The organism is Mesorhizobium sp. WSM4822 (genome assembly GCF_055811155.1).
Genome location: NZ_JBVVQM010000008.1, coordinates 74970 through 89595, shown reverse-complemented (window position 1 = coordinate 89595; position 14626 = coordinate 74970). Strand labels below are relative to the sequence as shown.

10 protein-coding genes and 1 pseudogene are annotated in these 14626 nt (G+C 63.1%); 3 read left to right on the top strand and 8 right to left on the bottom strand.

Translation table 11 applies throughout. The annotated features are described in order from the left end of the window. Positions 1–51: 51 nt before the first annotated feature. The 6 genes and pseudogenes from AC0L3E_RS19330 to AC0L3E_RS19305 all read right to left on the bottom strand — a co-directional run bounded on the left by AC0L3E_RS19330 (position 52) and on the right by AC0L3E_RS19305 (position 6830). Positions 52–417, bottom strand: coding sequence for a hypothetical protein (locus tag AC0L3E_RS19330; protein WP_127330251.1), 366 nt, complete (start codon positions 415–417; stop codon positions 52–54). A gap of 143 nt (positions 418–560) precedes the next feature. Next, positions 561–1940, bottom strand: coding sequence for an aspartate aminotransferase family protein (locus AC0L3E_RS19325; protein ID WP_473605382.1), 1380 nt, complete (start codon positions 1938–1940; stop codon positions 561–563). A gap of 47 nt (positions 1941–1987) precedes the next feature. Beyond that, a complete protein-coding gene (locus AC0L3E_RS19320; protein ID WP_127268233.1) occupies positions 1988–2128 on the bottom strand; it encodes a capsid protein in 141 nt (46 codons plus the stop codon). 68 nt (positions 2129–2196) lie between these two features. Next, on the bottom strand, positions 2197–4269 hold the full coding sequence (locus AC0L3E_RS19315; RefSeq protein WP_473605380.1) for a prolyl oligopeptidase family serine peptidase: 2073 nt from the start codon (positions 4267–4269) through the stop codon (positions 2197–2199). Between the two features lie 68 nt (positions 4270–4337). Continuing rightward, a pseudogene (locus tag AC0L3E_RS19310) lies at positions 4338–5508 on the bottom strand (MFS transporter). A gap of 146 nt (positions 5509–5654) precedes the next feature. Further along, positions 5655–6830, bottom strand: coding sequence for an MFS transporter (locus AC0L3E_RS19305; RefSeq protein ID WP_127268230.1), 1176 nt, complete (start codon positions 6828–6830; stop codon positions 5655–5657). Between the two features lie 254 nt (positions 6831–7084). Between AC0L3E_RS19305 and AC0L3E_RS19300 the strand changes: the two genes are divergently transcribed. The 3 genes from AC0L3E_RS19300 to AC0L3E_RS19290 are packed head-to-tail and all read left to right on the top strand — an operon-like array spanning position 7085 to position 12655. Continuing rightward, positions 7085–8662 carry a trimethylamine methyltransferase family protein gene (locus tag AC0L3E_RS19300; protein ID WP_473605379.1) on the top strand — a complete coding sequence of 526 codons (1578 nt, stop codon included), beginning with the start codon at positions 7085–7087 and terminating at the stop codon, positions 8660–8662. 57 nt (positions 8663–8719) lie between these two features. Then, positions 8720–11290: a GcvT family protein gene (locus AC0L3E_RS19295; protein WP_473605378.1), complete on the top strand. Its 2571-nt coding sequence runs from the start codon at positions 8720–8722 to the stop codon at positions 11288–11290. A 9-nt stretch (positions 11291–11299) separates the two neighbouring features. Further along, positions 11300–12655, top strand: a complete 1356-nt coding sequence (locus AC0L3E_RS19290; protein ID WP_473605377.1) for a M24 family metallopeptidase — start codon at positions 11300–11302, stop codon at positions 12653–12655. Here AC0L3E_RS19290 and AC0L3E_RS19285 read toward each other — a convergent pair. After that, the gene (locus AC0L3E_RS19285; protein ID WP_473605376.1) at positions 12620–13447 is read right to left on the bottom strand and encodes a phosphate/phosphite/phosphonate ABC transporter substrate-binding protein; all 828 of its coding nucleotides are present in this window, start codon (positions 13445–13447) and stop codon (positions 12620–12622) included. The two genes, AC0L3E_RS19290 and AC0L3E_RS19285, sit on opposite strands and share 36 nt — an antisense overlap. A gap of 92 nt (positions 13448–13539) precedes the next feature. Continuing rightward, on the bottom strand, positions 13540–14550 hold the full coding sequence (locus AC0L3E_RS19280) for a fatty acid desaturase (protein WP_473605375.1): 1011 nt from the start codon (positions 14548–14550) through the stop codon (positions 13540–13542). Between the last annotated feature and the right edge of the window lie 76 nt (positions 14551–14626).

The following is a 14626-nucleotide window of genomic DNA, read 5'->3' as shown; positions in this document are numbered from 1 at the left end:
TTCTAGCGCGTGAGCCCGTCAATGCGCAAAATCAAAGTTCTGCAACTTCTGTCAGGTCTTGTTGGATAGCCGGCGAAAATTCGCTTTCACGGCACGGCTTGCCGGCTTCAGCGCGGCGCTGATCGAGCGCTCCGTCGCGACCCCGTTGAACAGCGACGGCGTGCGGCCGGAAAAGATTTCCGGCCAGAACCGCGATGCCGATTGCAGGAAGGACATTTGCGCCGCAAACACGCCTTCGGCCATAGCGGCGGTCTTCTCGTTTACCGCACGCGCGGTCTCCGTGCTCCAAGGCTGGCTGCTCCCGCCATCCATGGCCATCAACGGCAGCCGCATCATCGCCACCAGCGGCGCCAGCATCAGGTCGCCGCCGATGATCGCCGCTTCTTGCGTCCGTCGGCTCTTGCCGGTCTTTCTCATGGAAACAAAACCCCTTGTCGCGGCCGAATCAGCCGCAGCCCCACACACTACGCGCTTGTGGTGGAATTCGTTCGCTCCCCGCGTCAGCATGGCCTCAAGGCTGGGCGCTCCCGCCGAGGAGCGCCCAGCCGAGGGGTCGAGTTCTACCGCTTGCGCAGGTCGGCTTGCGCCAGATCCAGCGCCTTCGAGATGCGGTCGCAGGCCATATCGATCGTATCACGGGTCCAGATCAGCGGCGGCGACAGGATCATCGTGTCGCCGGTAGCGCGCAGCATCATGCCGTGCGCGATGGCATGATCGCGCACGGTCACCGCCGCACTTCCAGCCGGCAGGAACCGCTCCTTGGTCGCCTTGTCCTTGACGATCTCGATTGCGCCCATCAGTCCGATCGAACGCACCTCGCCGACCAGATCATGCCCGGCAATGCGCTCCTGCAACGCCTTGGCGAAGTAAGGGCCGGTATCGTTCCGGACGCGATCGACCAGCCCTTCCCGCTCGATGATCTCGAGGTTCTTCAGCGCCACGGCGCAGGCCACCGGATGCCCGGAATAGGTGTAACCGTGATTGAACTCGCCGCCCTTCTCGACCAGCGTCGAGGCGATGCGGTCGCCGACCAGCAATGCCGACAACGGCTGATAGCCCGATGTCAGCGCCTTGGCCGTGGTGATCGTGTCGGGCTCGATGCCGAGCGTCTGGGCAGCGAACCACTCGCCGGTGCGGCCATAGCCGGTGATGACCTCGTCCAGCATCAGCAGGACATCGTATTTGCGGCAGATGCGCTGCACTTCCGGCCAGTAGCTCGCCGGCGGTATCTTCACGCCGCCCGCCCCCATGACCGGCTCGCCGATAAAGGCGGCAACCTTGTCGGCGCCGGCTTCGAGGATCGCCTCCTCGACAGCCCCGGCCGCGCGCAGGCCGAAATCATGGTCGCTCTCTCCCGGCAGCGCCAGTTCATAGGCGTAGGGCATCATCACATGGACGATGTTGGGCACCGCACCGTTGAGCTGCTTGTGCATACCATCCATGCCGCCGAGCGAGGTGCCGGCAACGGTCGAGCCGTGATAGGCCATCTTGCGCGAGATGATGCGGTTCTTCTCCGGCTGGCCTTCCAGCACCCAATAGTGGCGCACGAGACGCAGTGCCGTGTCGTTGGCCTCCGAGCCCGACGAACCATAGAACACCTGGTTGACGTGCTTTGGCGCGATCTCCGCCAGCTTCTTGGACAGCAGCACTGGCGTCGGCGTCGAGCATTTGAAGAAGGAGTTGTAATAAGGCAGTTCCTTCATCTGGACATAGGCGGCCTCGGCCAGCTCGTCACGGCCATAGCCGATGTTGACGCACCACAGCCCGGCCATGCCATCGAGGATTTCAGCCCCCTCGGAATCGTAGATAAAAGGGCCATTGGCATGGGTGATGATGCGCGACCCGGCCCCGCGCATTTCCTTGTGGTCGGTGAACGGATGCAGATGATGCGCGGCGTCGATCTGCTGAAGCTGCTTCAGCGAATAATTCTGATAGGTCATGTCTGATCTTCCCTCTGGATTCTATCCGGCAAGCCGGGGCGAATGCTTCAGAGGCAGAGAGGTGGCGAATAGCCGATGCGGGCGCACAGCCGCAAAAGCTCGGCGCGCAGCGTACGCGGTGACGGCGTCACCGCGACCCGCAATGCGCGAGCCTCAAATGCGCCAACCAACATCCTGACGAGAGCCATGGCTGGCACCTTAGAGCAAAGGCTGGTCGAGGAGAACCACCCTTTGCTTGGCCCATAACGGAATGAGTCTAGGCCTTGGCTGTCAGCGCCCTCTGCAGGAAGACATATTTCATCGCCGTCTGCGCCGCCTGCGGCCGGCGGTCGCCACGCCCGCCATGACCACCCTCGGTCTCCTCGAAGAACAGCGTCCTGGCATGGCCGGCTTCCTGCAGGCGGGCGGCCATCTTACGCGCATGGCCGGGATGGACCCGATCGTCAGCGGTCGATGTGGTCAGCAGCACCGGCGGATAGGCGGCAGCGGCGTCGACATGCTGGTAGGGCGAGTAGGCTGAAAGCCATTTCGCGTCTTCGGGTTTCGACGGATCGCCATATTCGGCCATCCACGAGGCGCCAGGCGGCAATTCGGCGTAACGCAGCATGTCGAGCAGCGGCACCTCGATGATGACGGCGCCGAATAGCTCGGGATGCTGCGTCAAGGAAACGCCGGTCAGCAAGCCGCCATTCGAACCACCCTGGATGCCGAGTGAGCTTGCTGTCGCGATGCCGCGCTTGACGACGTCCTGCGCGACCGCTGCGAAATCGTCGAATCCGTTTTGGCGATTACCCTTGAGCGCCGCTTGATGCCAGGCCGGGCCGAACTCGCCGCCGCCACGGATGCAGGCCTGCACATAGGCATTGCCCTTTTCCAGCCATAGCCTCCCGCGCACGCCGGCATAGCCGGGCAGCAGCGGCACTTCGAAACCGCCATAGCCGTAAAGCAGCGTCGGCACCGGCCCCTTCTGATCGCGCCGCCTGACGACAAAATAAGGGATCATCGTGCCGTCCTTGGAGCGCGCCTCGAACTGTTCCGAGATGAGCGGCGAGGCATCGAAACGCGCCGGCTGCGACTTCACGGTAGCGAGCGTCTCGCCATTGTCGTCAGACCAGATGATCGAACTCGGGGTCAGGAAATCGGTGAAGGAGAAGGACACGCTCGAGCCGAACTGCTCGGCATGGCTGATGCCGACATTGCCATTTTCGGGCAGCGCCACCGGTTTCAGCGACCAGTTGCCATCCTTGCGCTCGCAGACGACGACCTTGCCGCGCACATTGTCCATCAGGCTGATGAACAGCCGGTCCTGCGTGCGGGCCATGCCGGCGATGGAAACGCGATATGCCGGCTCGAACAAGGTTTCGACAGATCCGAGCGCGCCGGTCTCGACCCAGTGCGCCAGATTCAGCGAATAGAGGCCGTCGGGCTTGCAAACCGTGCCGTCGGGCGCCGTCCATGGACTGCGCACGCCGAACACGAGCTGATCCCTGAATATTGCCGTATCGGTCATGTCGTCCGGTAGCGGCAGCTGTTTGTTTTCGCCGGAAGGCAGCCGAAGGAAGATGTGCGAAGCGAAGAAATTCAGCGTTCGAGCCAGGACCAGATAGCGTCTGTCACCGTCGTACTCGACAGCGGCACCAACGGCGAGATCCTCTTTCTGCGCCTCGAAGATCGGCGTCGCGTCTTCCAGCTTGGTATCGCGCTTCCACAGCTTTATGACTCGCGGATAGCCGGACTCGGTCTTGTCGGCCTCGTCGAAAGCGGCCGAAACGATGACGGTGTCCTTATCCAGCCAGCTGAAGCCCGACTTGGAAGCTCGCGCGTGAAACCCGTCTTCTACGAACGACTTAGTTTCGATGTCGAACTCGCGCATCTCGCTCGCGTCACCGCCATCCGGCGACATACTCACCAGGCAACGGTTGAAGTCCGGATAGAGTCGGCTTGCGCCGCCAAAAACCCATTTTATCCCATCCTTCGCCGCAAGCTGGTCGAAGTCGATGATCGTTTCCCAGTCGGGCTTCTCGGTCTTGTAGGAAGCGACCGTCGTGCGGCGCCAGAGGCCGAGCACATTGGTCTTGTCCTGCCAGAAATTGTAGACATGGCCTTTCAACGCAGCGCCGACCGCAATGTTGTCCTCGGCCGTCATCAGGTCGAGCGCGGTCTGGAACGACGCCTGGTAGGACGGATCGCCCTGCAATTCACCAACCGTGACCTCGTTCTGGCGATGTACCCAGTCCAATGACTGTTTGGCTGTCCTGTCCTCCAGCCAGAGGAAGGGATCGTTGGTCGAGGGGGTGGAATTCGGCGTCTGGGTGGCAGGCTTGGTCATCAGGTCTCCGATAAACGCGTTGCTTTGAAAAAGCCAACGCCGATAGGCCGTATCGATATTAACTATGCTCAGCGCACAATTGAGGCTTTCCGCCCACCAGCGAGGCTAGCAATAGCCAGCGCCAGGCACATCAAGCCAAGCGTGATCGGCAGACCTCTCGCGCCCATAAAATCCATGGCGCCCCCCGCCAGCGGCGGCACGGCGATACCGCCGACGCCCCACATCAGGGAAAAGGCCGCATTGCCGGCAACCAGTGCGGAGCCGGTGAAGCGCTCGCCGAGCTCGATGATCGACATCGTGTAGATGCCGTAGGAAACCGCGCCCCAGACAAAGATCATCGGCCAGATCAGCGGCGACTCGATGAGAAGCGGGCAGGACGCAGCCGAGCACCGTGATCGCGACGCAGGCAAGCCGCACCAGGCGCGCGGAAAGCCTTTCCGCCAAAAGGCCGAGCGGCACCTGCATGGCGATATTGCCTGCAATCATCACCGACAGCAGCGCCGACATGCGGGTCTCGGTGATGCCGTGATGGGTGCCATATACAGGCAGCAACGCCAGCGCGCCCTGTTCGAAGCCGGCGGCGACTATGACGGCAAACAAAAGCAGCCACGCCAGCGGCACGAAACCCAGGACGGAAACTTGATGCCCGGCCTCGTCGACCTTGGGCAAGCGCGGCAGCACCAAGCCCAGGCAGATGCCGCACAGCACGAAGGCGGAGATGCCGACGAGGAAGGGCGGCCAGCCCTCAGTACCGACTGCAAGCAGGCATAGCGGCCCGGCCGCGAAACCGGCCGAGATGATCGTCGAATAGATACCCATGACGCGCCCTCGCCGCGCCGGCGGCGCCAGCGCGATGACCCAGATCTCGCTCAGCACATAGAGCGGGTTGGTCACCACACCGATCAGGAAGCGCAGGGGAAACCACAGATAGACATTCTGCGTCCAGCCGATCAGCGCCAGCACGACAGCCGAAAGCGCCGCACAGGTAAGCGCTGTGCGCCCTGCCCCGAACCGGCGGGCCAGCGCCGGGATCAATGGCGACGACAGGATGAAACCAATCGGCGTCATGGCCGCCGACAGGCCGATCATCGCCGGCGAAACGCCCTGGCGCTGCAGGATGAAGCTCAGCAGCGGATAGGACAACCCTTGCGCGATGGCGAACACCGAGACGGTCGCGATCACACCGGTGATCGCCGCCCATTGCATCGTCTCGTCCTCGTTCGATTCAACCAAATTCATTGTGCGCACCGCTATCGAGGCTGCAGGATTAGCGATTGAGCAACGCGGTGGTAAGCCCCTGGCAGGCGAAAACCGCTTGCTCCAGACAATGCCTGTCAGGAGGTTGGGCCTGTCAGGAAGTTGGGCCGGTCAGGAGGTTGAGCTCGTCAGGAAGCTCGGCGCACGGACGACCGATACAGCGCGAACATCACCAGCACCGCGTCGAGGCCGGCGATCACGACCGGCAGCCCGAGCGGGCCGATGCCTTGCATGAGCACGCCGGCACCGGGTGGGCCGACGATGCCACCGACGCCCCACATCAGTGCAAAGGCAGCGTTGCCGGCGACCAGCACAGAGCCCTTGAACCGGCTGCCGAGTTCGACCAATGCCATGGTGTAGACGCCGTAACCGACCGCGCCCATCACCAGCAGCACGACCCAGATCAACGGCGTTGTGATCAGCAAAGGCAGCAAAAGCGCGCAAACGGTTGTTGCCAGCGCGCAGACGATGATCATGGCGCGGCCGCCAAAACGCTCCGCCAGAAGGCCGAGTGGTATCTGCAGCAGGATGTTGCCGAGGGAAAGCGCCATCACCAGCGAGGCCAGAACGGCTTCCGCAAGGCCATAGCTGGCGCCGAAGACCGGGACCAGCGCATAAGTGCTCTGCTGAACCGCCGCCGAGACAAGCACGGCAAGCAGCAGCGCAGGCGCCACCTTGGCAAAGCCGACAAGGCCGCTGGCAGGCTGGTCGTCATCCTCGAACCCGGTCAGCTTAGACGAGACCGCGTGCAGGATCACCGCGCAGAGCGCGAAACCGGCGACGCCGACCATGAAGGGCGCCCAGCCCGACGTACCGAGCAGGGTCAGCGCGAATGGTCCGGCGGCGTAGCCGGCGCCCATTAGCGTGTTGAACACGCCCATCACCCTGCCGCGCCGCGATGGCGGCGCCAGCGACAGTGCCCACACCTCGCCGAGGATGTAGAGCGGGTTGATGACGACGCCGATGATGAAGCGGATGACGAACCAGGCCACCCAGTCCTGCAGATAGCCGATACCCAGGAAGCAGAGCGCGCCGATCAGCGAGCAGCCGACCGCCAGATTGCGTGCACCGACAAGCCGCACAGCCGCGGGCACGAAAGAAGCCGAAAGGATCAGCCCGAGCGGCATCATCGCCGCCGACAAGCCGATCAGCGCCGGCGACATGCCTTGTTTCTGCATCAGCAGCGTGAACAGCGGCGAACTCAACCCCTGCGCCGCGCCGAACATCGCAAGTGCCGCGGTGACGCCGGCAAGCGCTGCCCACTGCGTTCCTGCTTCGCCTTCGTTCGAGCCGGTCGCAACCATGCTGCCATCCATGTGAATTGCTGGCCATCCAGCCGGCAAGCCCGAGTAGCTATCGGTTCGATCCAGGCAAAGGAAGGGCCGCCCGGCGAAATCCGCTTGCGCCAACGAGGCGGCGGGAACAGGCCGATGTCGTGGCCGCGCAACTGCCGTTCCGGTATGTCGCTTCCCTCGCCCTAGTGGTCGCCGCCTCCGCAATGGCTGGACAGCCGCCGGTCCATTATGCCGCCCGCTATCGCATCCTACGAGGACCATTCATGACCGCCGCCCTACAACCCTTGGAACCGGCATTGACCACCGACCGCGCCCGTCGCGGCGGCCGCGCCGGAAAGCGCGCCGGCGGCTCGGCCGCGTTCGAGCAGCCGGCTTTCCGCCAGCTGAAAAACCCGCTGACGCCGACTAGGCTGGTCTCCGACGACGAGCTGGAATCGATCCACCTCGCCTCCCTGCGCGTGCTCAGGGAAATCGGCGTCGACGTGCTGCATGACGAGGCCCGCAGCATCATGAAGGCGCATGGCGCCGATGTGCGCGACGGCAGCGAGCGGGTGCGTTTCGACAGCGACATGATCCTCGAACTGGTGTCGCACTGCCCGTCGGAGTTCACCATCCATGCCCGCAATCCAGCGCACAATGTGCGCTTTGGCGGCAACAATGTGATCATCTCGATGATGGCGTCGGCGCCCAATTGCTCCGACATCGATCGCGGCCGCCGGCCCGGCAACCAGCAGGACTACCGCAATTTCTTAAAGCTCGCGCAGATGCACAACATCCTGAACTGCACGGGCGGCTACCCGGTCGAGCCGACCGATATCCATCCGTCCGTCCGCCACCTCGAATGCATCCGCGATCTCAGCGTGCTCACCGACAAGGTGTTCCACATCTATTCGCTCGGCAAGGAACGCAATGTCGACGGCATCGAGATCGCCAGGATCGCGCGCGGCATCAGCCACGAGCAGATGCTGGAAGAGCCGTCCGTCTTCACCATCATCAACACGAATTCGCCGCTCAAACTCGACGTGCCGATGATGGAAGGCATCATCCAGATGTCGAGCAAGGGCCAGGTCGTCGTCGTGACGCCGTTCACCCTGTCGGGCGCCATGGCGCCTGTCACCATCGCCGGCGCACTGGTGCAGCAGAACGCCGAGGCGCTTGCCGGCATCGCCTTCGCCCAGATGGTGCGCAAGGGCGCACCCGTCGGCTATGGCGGCTTCACCTCCAATGTCGACATGAAGTCCGGTTCGCCGGCGTTCGGCACGCCGGAATACATGAAGGCGCAGCTCGTCGGCGGCCAGCTTGCCCGCCGCTACAACATTCCCTACCGCACCTCCAACACCTGCGCCGCCAACACGGTCGACGCACAGGCGGCTTATGAAAGCGTGTTCTCGCTGTGGGGCGCCATCCAGGGCGGCGGCAATCTGATGATGCATGCCGCCGGCTGGCTCGAAGGCGGCCTGCGCTGCTCCTACGAGAAGACCATCCTGGACATCGACCTGCTGCAGATGGTGGCCGAATTCCTGATCCCCCTCGATCTTTCCGACGAGGCACTCGGCTTCGACGCCATCCAGTCGGTCGGTCCTGGCGGCCATTTCTTCGGCACCCAGCACACGCAGGACCGCTACAAGACCGCCTTCTACTCGCCGATCCTGTCCGACTGGCGCAATTACGAGACCTGGGCGGAAGCCGGCTCGCCGACGGCGCTCGAAAAGGCCAACAAGGTCTGGAAGGAGCGGCTGGCGTCCTATGAGGAGCCTTACATGGACCCGGCCATCCGCGAGGAACTCAACGCCTTCGTCGCCAAGCGCCGGTCCGAAGGCGGCGCGCCGACCGATTTTTGATCGGCTCCCCGCCGACACCCCATCTGATTCAGTTTACGCAAAAACGGACCTATCTAGATGAAATCTCATGTAAAAGCGGTTGTCATCGGCGGCGGCGTCGTCGGCTGCTCGGTTCTCTACCACCTGGCCAAGGCCGGCTGGACCGACATCATGCTGATCGAGCGCTCGGAGCTCACCTCCGGCTCGTCCTGGCACGCGGCGGGCGGCTTCCACACGCTGAACGGCGACCCCAACGTCGCCAAGCTGCAGGCCTATACGGTGCAGCTCTACAAGGAGATCGAGGAGATATCCGGCCAGTCCTGCTCGCTGCATTTGACCGGCGGCGTGATGATGGCCGACACGCCCGAGCGCATGGACTTCCTGCGACTGGCCCACGCCAAGGGCCGCTATCTCGGCATGGACACCGAGCTGATCACCCCCTCCGAGGCCAAGGCGATGTTCCCGCTGATGGACGAGACCAATTTCGTCGGCGCCATGTGGGACCCGGTCGAAGGCCATCTCGACCCGTCCGGCACCACCATCGCCTATTCCAAGGCGGCGAAAAAACTCGGCGCTGAGATCGTGCTGCGCAATCGCGTTGTGGAACTGACACAGGAGGTCGACGGCACCTGGAACGTCGTCACCGAACAAGGCACGGTGAAGGCCGAGCATGTCGTCAATTGCGGCGGCCTGTGGGCGCGCGAGATCGGTCGCATGGTCGGCGTCGAACTGCCGGTGCTGGCCATGGAGCACATGTATCTGCTGACCGAGCCGATGCCGGAGGTCGAGGAATTCAACAAGTCTACCGGCCGCGAAATGATCGGCGTTCTCGATTTCAAGGGCGAGATCTACACCCGCCAGGAGCGCAACGGCATCCTGCTCGGCACCTATGAGAAGGCCTGCAAGCCGTGGTCGCCGGTCAACACACCGTGGGATTTCGGCCATGAATTGTTGCCGCCGGACCTCGATCGCATCGCGCCGTCGCTGGAAATCGGCTTCAAGCATTTCCCGGGCATCGAGAAAGCCGGCATCAAGCAGATCATCAACGGCCCCTTCACCTTCGCGCTCGACGGCAACCCGCTGGTCGGCCCGGTGCAGGGCCTGACCAATTTCTGGTGCGCCTGCGCCGTCATGGCCGGCTTCAGCCAGGGCGGCGGTGTCGGCCTCGCGCTGTCGAACTGGATGGTGCACGGCGACCCCGGCTTCGACGTCTGGGGCATGGATGTCACCCGCTTCGGCGAATGGGCCGGCCTGCGCTACACCAACGCCAAGGTGCGCGAAAACTATTCGCGCCGCTTCTCCATCCGCTTCCCCAATGAGGAACTGCCGGCGGCACGCCCGGCGCAGACGACACCGCTCTACGACACGATGCTGGCCAACAATGCCGTCATGGGCGACAGCTGGGGACTTGAGACGCCGCTCTGGTTCGCACCCAAAGGCAAGGAACCCAGGGATATCGTCTCCTTCCACCGCTCCAACGATTTTGGGCCGATCGGCGAGGAAGTGCGCGCCACGCGTGAGCGTGTCGGTGTCACCGAGATCGCCAATTTTGCCAAATACGAAGTCTCGGGACCCGCGGCCGAGGATTTCCTCAACCGGTTGATGACCAACCGCATGCCGAAGACCCGCCGCATCGTGCTGACGCCGATGCTCAACGAATTCGGCAAGCTGATCGGCGACTTCACCATCGCCAAGGCGGCAGAAGACCGCTTCATGATCTGGGGTTCCTCGGCGGCGCAGAAATACCACATGCGCTGGTTCGAGAAGCATCTACCGAAGGACGGAACGGTGCGCATCCACCGCTTCGACCAGACGCTGGTAGGCCTGTCGATCGCAGGGCCGAAGTCACGTGACTTGCTGCAGAAATTGGTCGATGTCGATGTCTCGACAAAAGCCTTCCGCTTCATGGATTTCCGCGAGATGGCGGTTGGCGGGGCGCCTTGCATGGTCAACCGCATCACCTACACCGGCGACCTCGGCTATGAAATCTGGATGGCACCGGCCTACGAGCGCCTGGTTTACAAAGCGATCAAGGACGCCGGCGAGGAATTCGGCCTTGTCGATTTCGGCATGCGCGCGCTGCTCTCCATGCGCCTCGAAAAGAATTTTCCGACCTGGTTCCGCGAGTTGCGGCCGATCTATGGACCGTTCGAAGGCGCGATGGACCGCTTCATCAAGCTCGAGAAGAACGACTTCATCGGCCGCGAGGCCGCTGCCAAGGAACAGGCCGAGGGGCCAAAGCTGCGCCGCGTCTCCTTCATCGTCGATGCCACCGACGCCGATGTCATGGGCGATGAGCCGATCTGGGCCAAGGTCAGCAAGGACTATGGCACGGTTGAAAAGCCGCATGGTTATGGCGCGCCCCGCTTCGACAAGGGCGGCAAGGAAATACGTGGCTCCAAGGCGACCGAAGGCGCTTCCGCCGTGCGGGGTATCGTCGACGGTGACTGGCGCGTGGTCGGCTGGGTCACGTCGGGCGGCTATGCCCATTATGTGCAGAAGTCGATGGCGCAAGGCTACGTGCCGGCGGCTCTTGCCGAGGACGAAAGTGCTGGGCTGTTCGAGATCGAGATCCTCGGTCACCGGCGCCCGGCCCGCATCAATGTCGAAGCGCCCTTCGATCCGAGCGGCGAGAAGATGCGGACCTGAGTTTCGACCATGGACAACCCGGCGCCGAAGGGCAGCTTTGGCCGGCATCGCAAGATCATGCCGTTCGAAGCCGACTCGATCGAAGCCTTGCGCGACGCCTCTCGCCAGAAGGCGGCTTCGCTCAACCAGCATGTGCTGGGCTATGGCGCGCAGGCCGAGGCTGAATGGACTGCGGCAGGCATTGCCGCTCCCGACCTCCCGGCGATGCGCCAATACCGGCTGGAGCGTATCCGCACTGAGTTGAAGCGCCGCGACTATGCCGGCGCCCTGCTCTACGACCCCGTCAACATCCGCTACGCCACCGACTCGACCAACATGCAGCTGTGGGTGGCGCACAACCCGACGCGGTATTGCTTTGTCGCCACCGACGGGCCGGTGGTGCTGTTCGACTATTTCTCCTGCGAGCATTTGTCCGACCATTCCGGCGTCGTCGAGGAAGTACGGCCGGCAGTGTCGTGGATGTATCTCTATGGCGGTGAGTTGACCGAGCAAAAGGTCCGCCGCTGGGCCGCAGGAATAGCCGATCTGGTGAAAGAGCATGGCGGCGGCAACAGCCGCATCGCCGTCGACCATATCAATCCGGAAGGCGTCGAGGAGCTGGCGCGCCTCGGTATTTCCATCGGCAATGGCGAAGCGGTGATGGAGAACGCGCGGCTGATCAAATCACCCGATGAGATCCTCGCCATGCGTCGCGCCATTGTCGCTTGCGAGGCGGCGATGGGCGAGATGGAACAGGCGCTGAAGCCGGGGATTTCAGAAAACGAGCTGTGGGCTGAACTTCATCGCGGCAATATCGCGCGCGGCGGCGAATGGATCGAGACGCGACTGCTGACGTCAGGCCCGCGCACCAATCCGTGGTTCCAGGAATGCTCGTCGCGCAAGATCGAGGCTGGCGATCTCGTCGCCTTCGACACCGACCTGATCGGCCCCTACGGCTTCTGCGCCGACCTGTCGCGCACATGGTTGTGCGGCGATGGAAAGCCGACCAGCGAACAGCGCGACCTGTTCCGCATCGCCGCCGACCAGATCAAGCACAACACCGAACTGATGCAGCCAGGCATCTCGTTTCGCGACCTCGTCGAACGCTCGGCGGTGCCGCCCGGCGACTGCTTCCCGACGCGCTACGGCGTGCTCTATCACGGCGTCGGCCTGGCCGATGAATACCCGACCTTGCCGCATGCCAGCGACTGGACATCGGACACTCCGGACGGCGTGCTGGAACCGGGCATGGTGCTGTGCGTGGAAAGCTATATCGGCAGGCTTGGCGGGCGCGAAGGCGTCAAGATCGAGGAACAGATACTGATCACCGAGACGGGCAACGAACAGCTCTCAACCTACCCGTTGGATAAGAGACTGCTCGGCTAGCCCGGCAATGGCCTCGCGCAACGCCCCAACCGTCTTTTCCGGTGTCCCTGCGGCGGTGATGTAGGGCAGGCCTTTGCGCCGTCCGGTCCAGCCAACGACCGCCACCTTTTTCGCCGCCGGCTCGAAGCGTTGCGCCAGCGCCCAACTCTCGCAGTCGACGGCCGCTATATCGGCCTTGCCCTCTGCAATTGCGACGATCGAGGAACGGTGCCCACCGCTTTCGCTGCGCGAGGCAAAGAGGTCAAGGCTCTCGCCCATCGCCTCCAGGTCGCGCGTCAAACCGAGGAACCCCGACATCGAATCGAGGCTGTTGAAGGTGAAGCGCTTGCCGCGGATCCGATCGAGTGGGATCAGCGGGCTGCCGTCATTGGGCGAGGCAACCGACGGCGCGCCATCCGCCAGCATGACGATGGCGCTGGAATAGAGCTCGCCCTGCCCGCCTTCGTAGGCGTCGTAGCTTGGCTGGGCAACCACCTGCACATGCCTGGACAGGCCGAGTTCCATCGGCCCCCAGCAGGTCTGCGCGAACAGCAGCGCCGGGTGCAGCCACAGTCTGTGAAAATCGAGCTCGTCCGGCGGCAATGTCGCTGGATCGGGTGCGATCAATGCACCGGCAGCATCACGAATACCGCCCGGTATCGGCGGCAGGTCTCCATTGCGCCGCACGATGGTTTGCGGTGCGTCGATACCCTTTTGCAGAAACGCGTCGCGCAACAGCATCCATTGCGCGTCGACCTCGCCGCGCATTTCGGGCCAGTCATACATCGGCAACGCCGCAACCAATTCACTCATGCCGGATATCAAATCATCATGTCTGGAAAAATGATCGCAAAAACGCGGCGCCCAATCAGAATTGGCCGACACGGATTCCGGGTAGACCGGAATTATTCCTTCGGCGGCTCTGCGGGAACCGGCGCACTGCCGAGTCCGCTGATGCTGCGCGCCCTGATGCGCGGCTTGAAGGCCCTGCCCGGCTCAGCTTGACGCCGCAGCACCGGGTGCACGATCGGCTCCTTCGCCTTGAACGCATAGGCTTTGATCAGCGCGAAATAGTTGGGATAGGCATAGCCATTGTTCATCCGCAGCCATTCCTCACGGCGATCGCGAAACAGCTTGGGCAGCTTGTACCAGGCCACGGTCGGGGTCTTGTGATGGACGAAGTGCAAATTGTTGTTGAGGAACAGGAACGACAGCGGCGAGCGCTCGACGATCACCGTGCGGCCTTCCGGATGTTCCGACCATTGATGCTCGGCGAAAGTACGGATCGAGATCAGCGACTGGCCGAGCCAGACCGGCACCAGAATGTAAAGCCACAGCGGGATGCCGAAGCCGAACTGCACGATCGGCATCACGACGGCAAGGCCGATCGCATGCAGCAGCCAGGCCTTGCGGATCGCCTTGTCACCGGCGATCACCTGCTTGGCATCGTCGATGAAGAAGCCGACGCAGGACAGCCACGGGCCAAGCACGAAGCGGCCGGCCATGGTGTTGTTGATCTTGAGTAGGAATTTCATCGTCGGCGGCAGTTCGTCGTGCTGCCAGAGCGCCTGATAATAGCTTTCCGGATCGTCCAGCGGATCGGTCAGCCGCTCGTCGGCGTGGTGGCGCAGATGAATGGTCTTGAAGCGGCGGAATGGCCAGACCAGACCGATCGGCAGGAACACGAAGGCTTCATTGACCCGCGCGTTGCGTGTCGGATGACCGTGCAGCACTTCGTGCATGATCGACGATTGCAATGCGGCGGTCAAAGCCAGGATGGCGAGCGCCAGGATGGGGTAGGATGGCCAGAGCAGGAAACCGGTGGCGAGCCAAGTTGCGTAGCAGAAGAAGGCGAGTACCACGGTCGGCCACTCTATGGCCTGTGCGCTGTGTCGCCTGATGCTCTTGCTCGTCATGCTATCGACCACTGCCCCTCAGTCGCCGGAGCCCCAATTGGCTCCTGACAACATTGTGTCAGGAGAAGTGATTCCA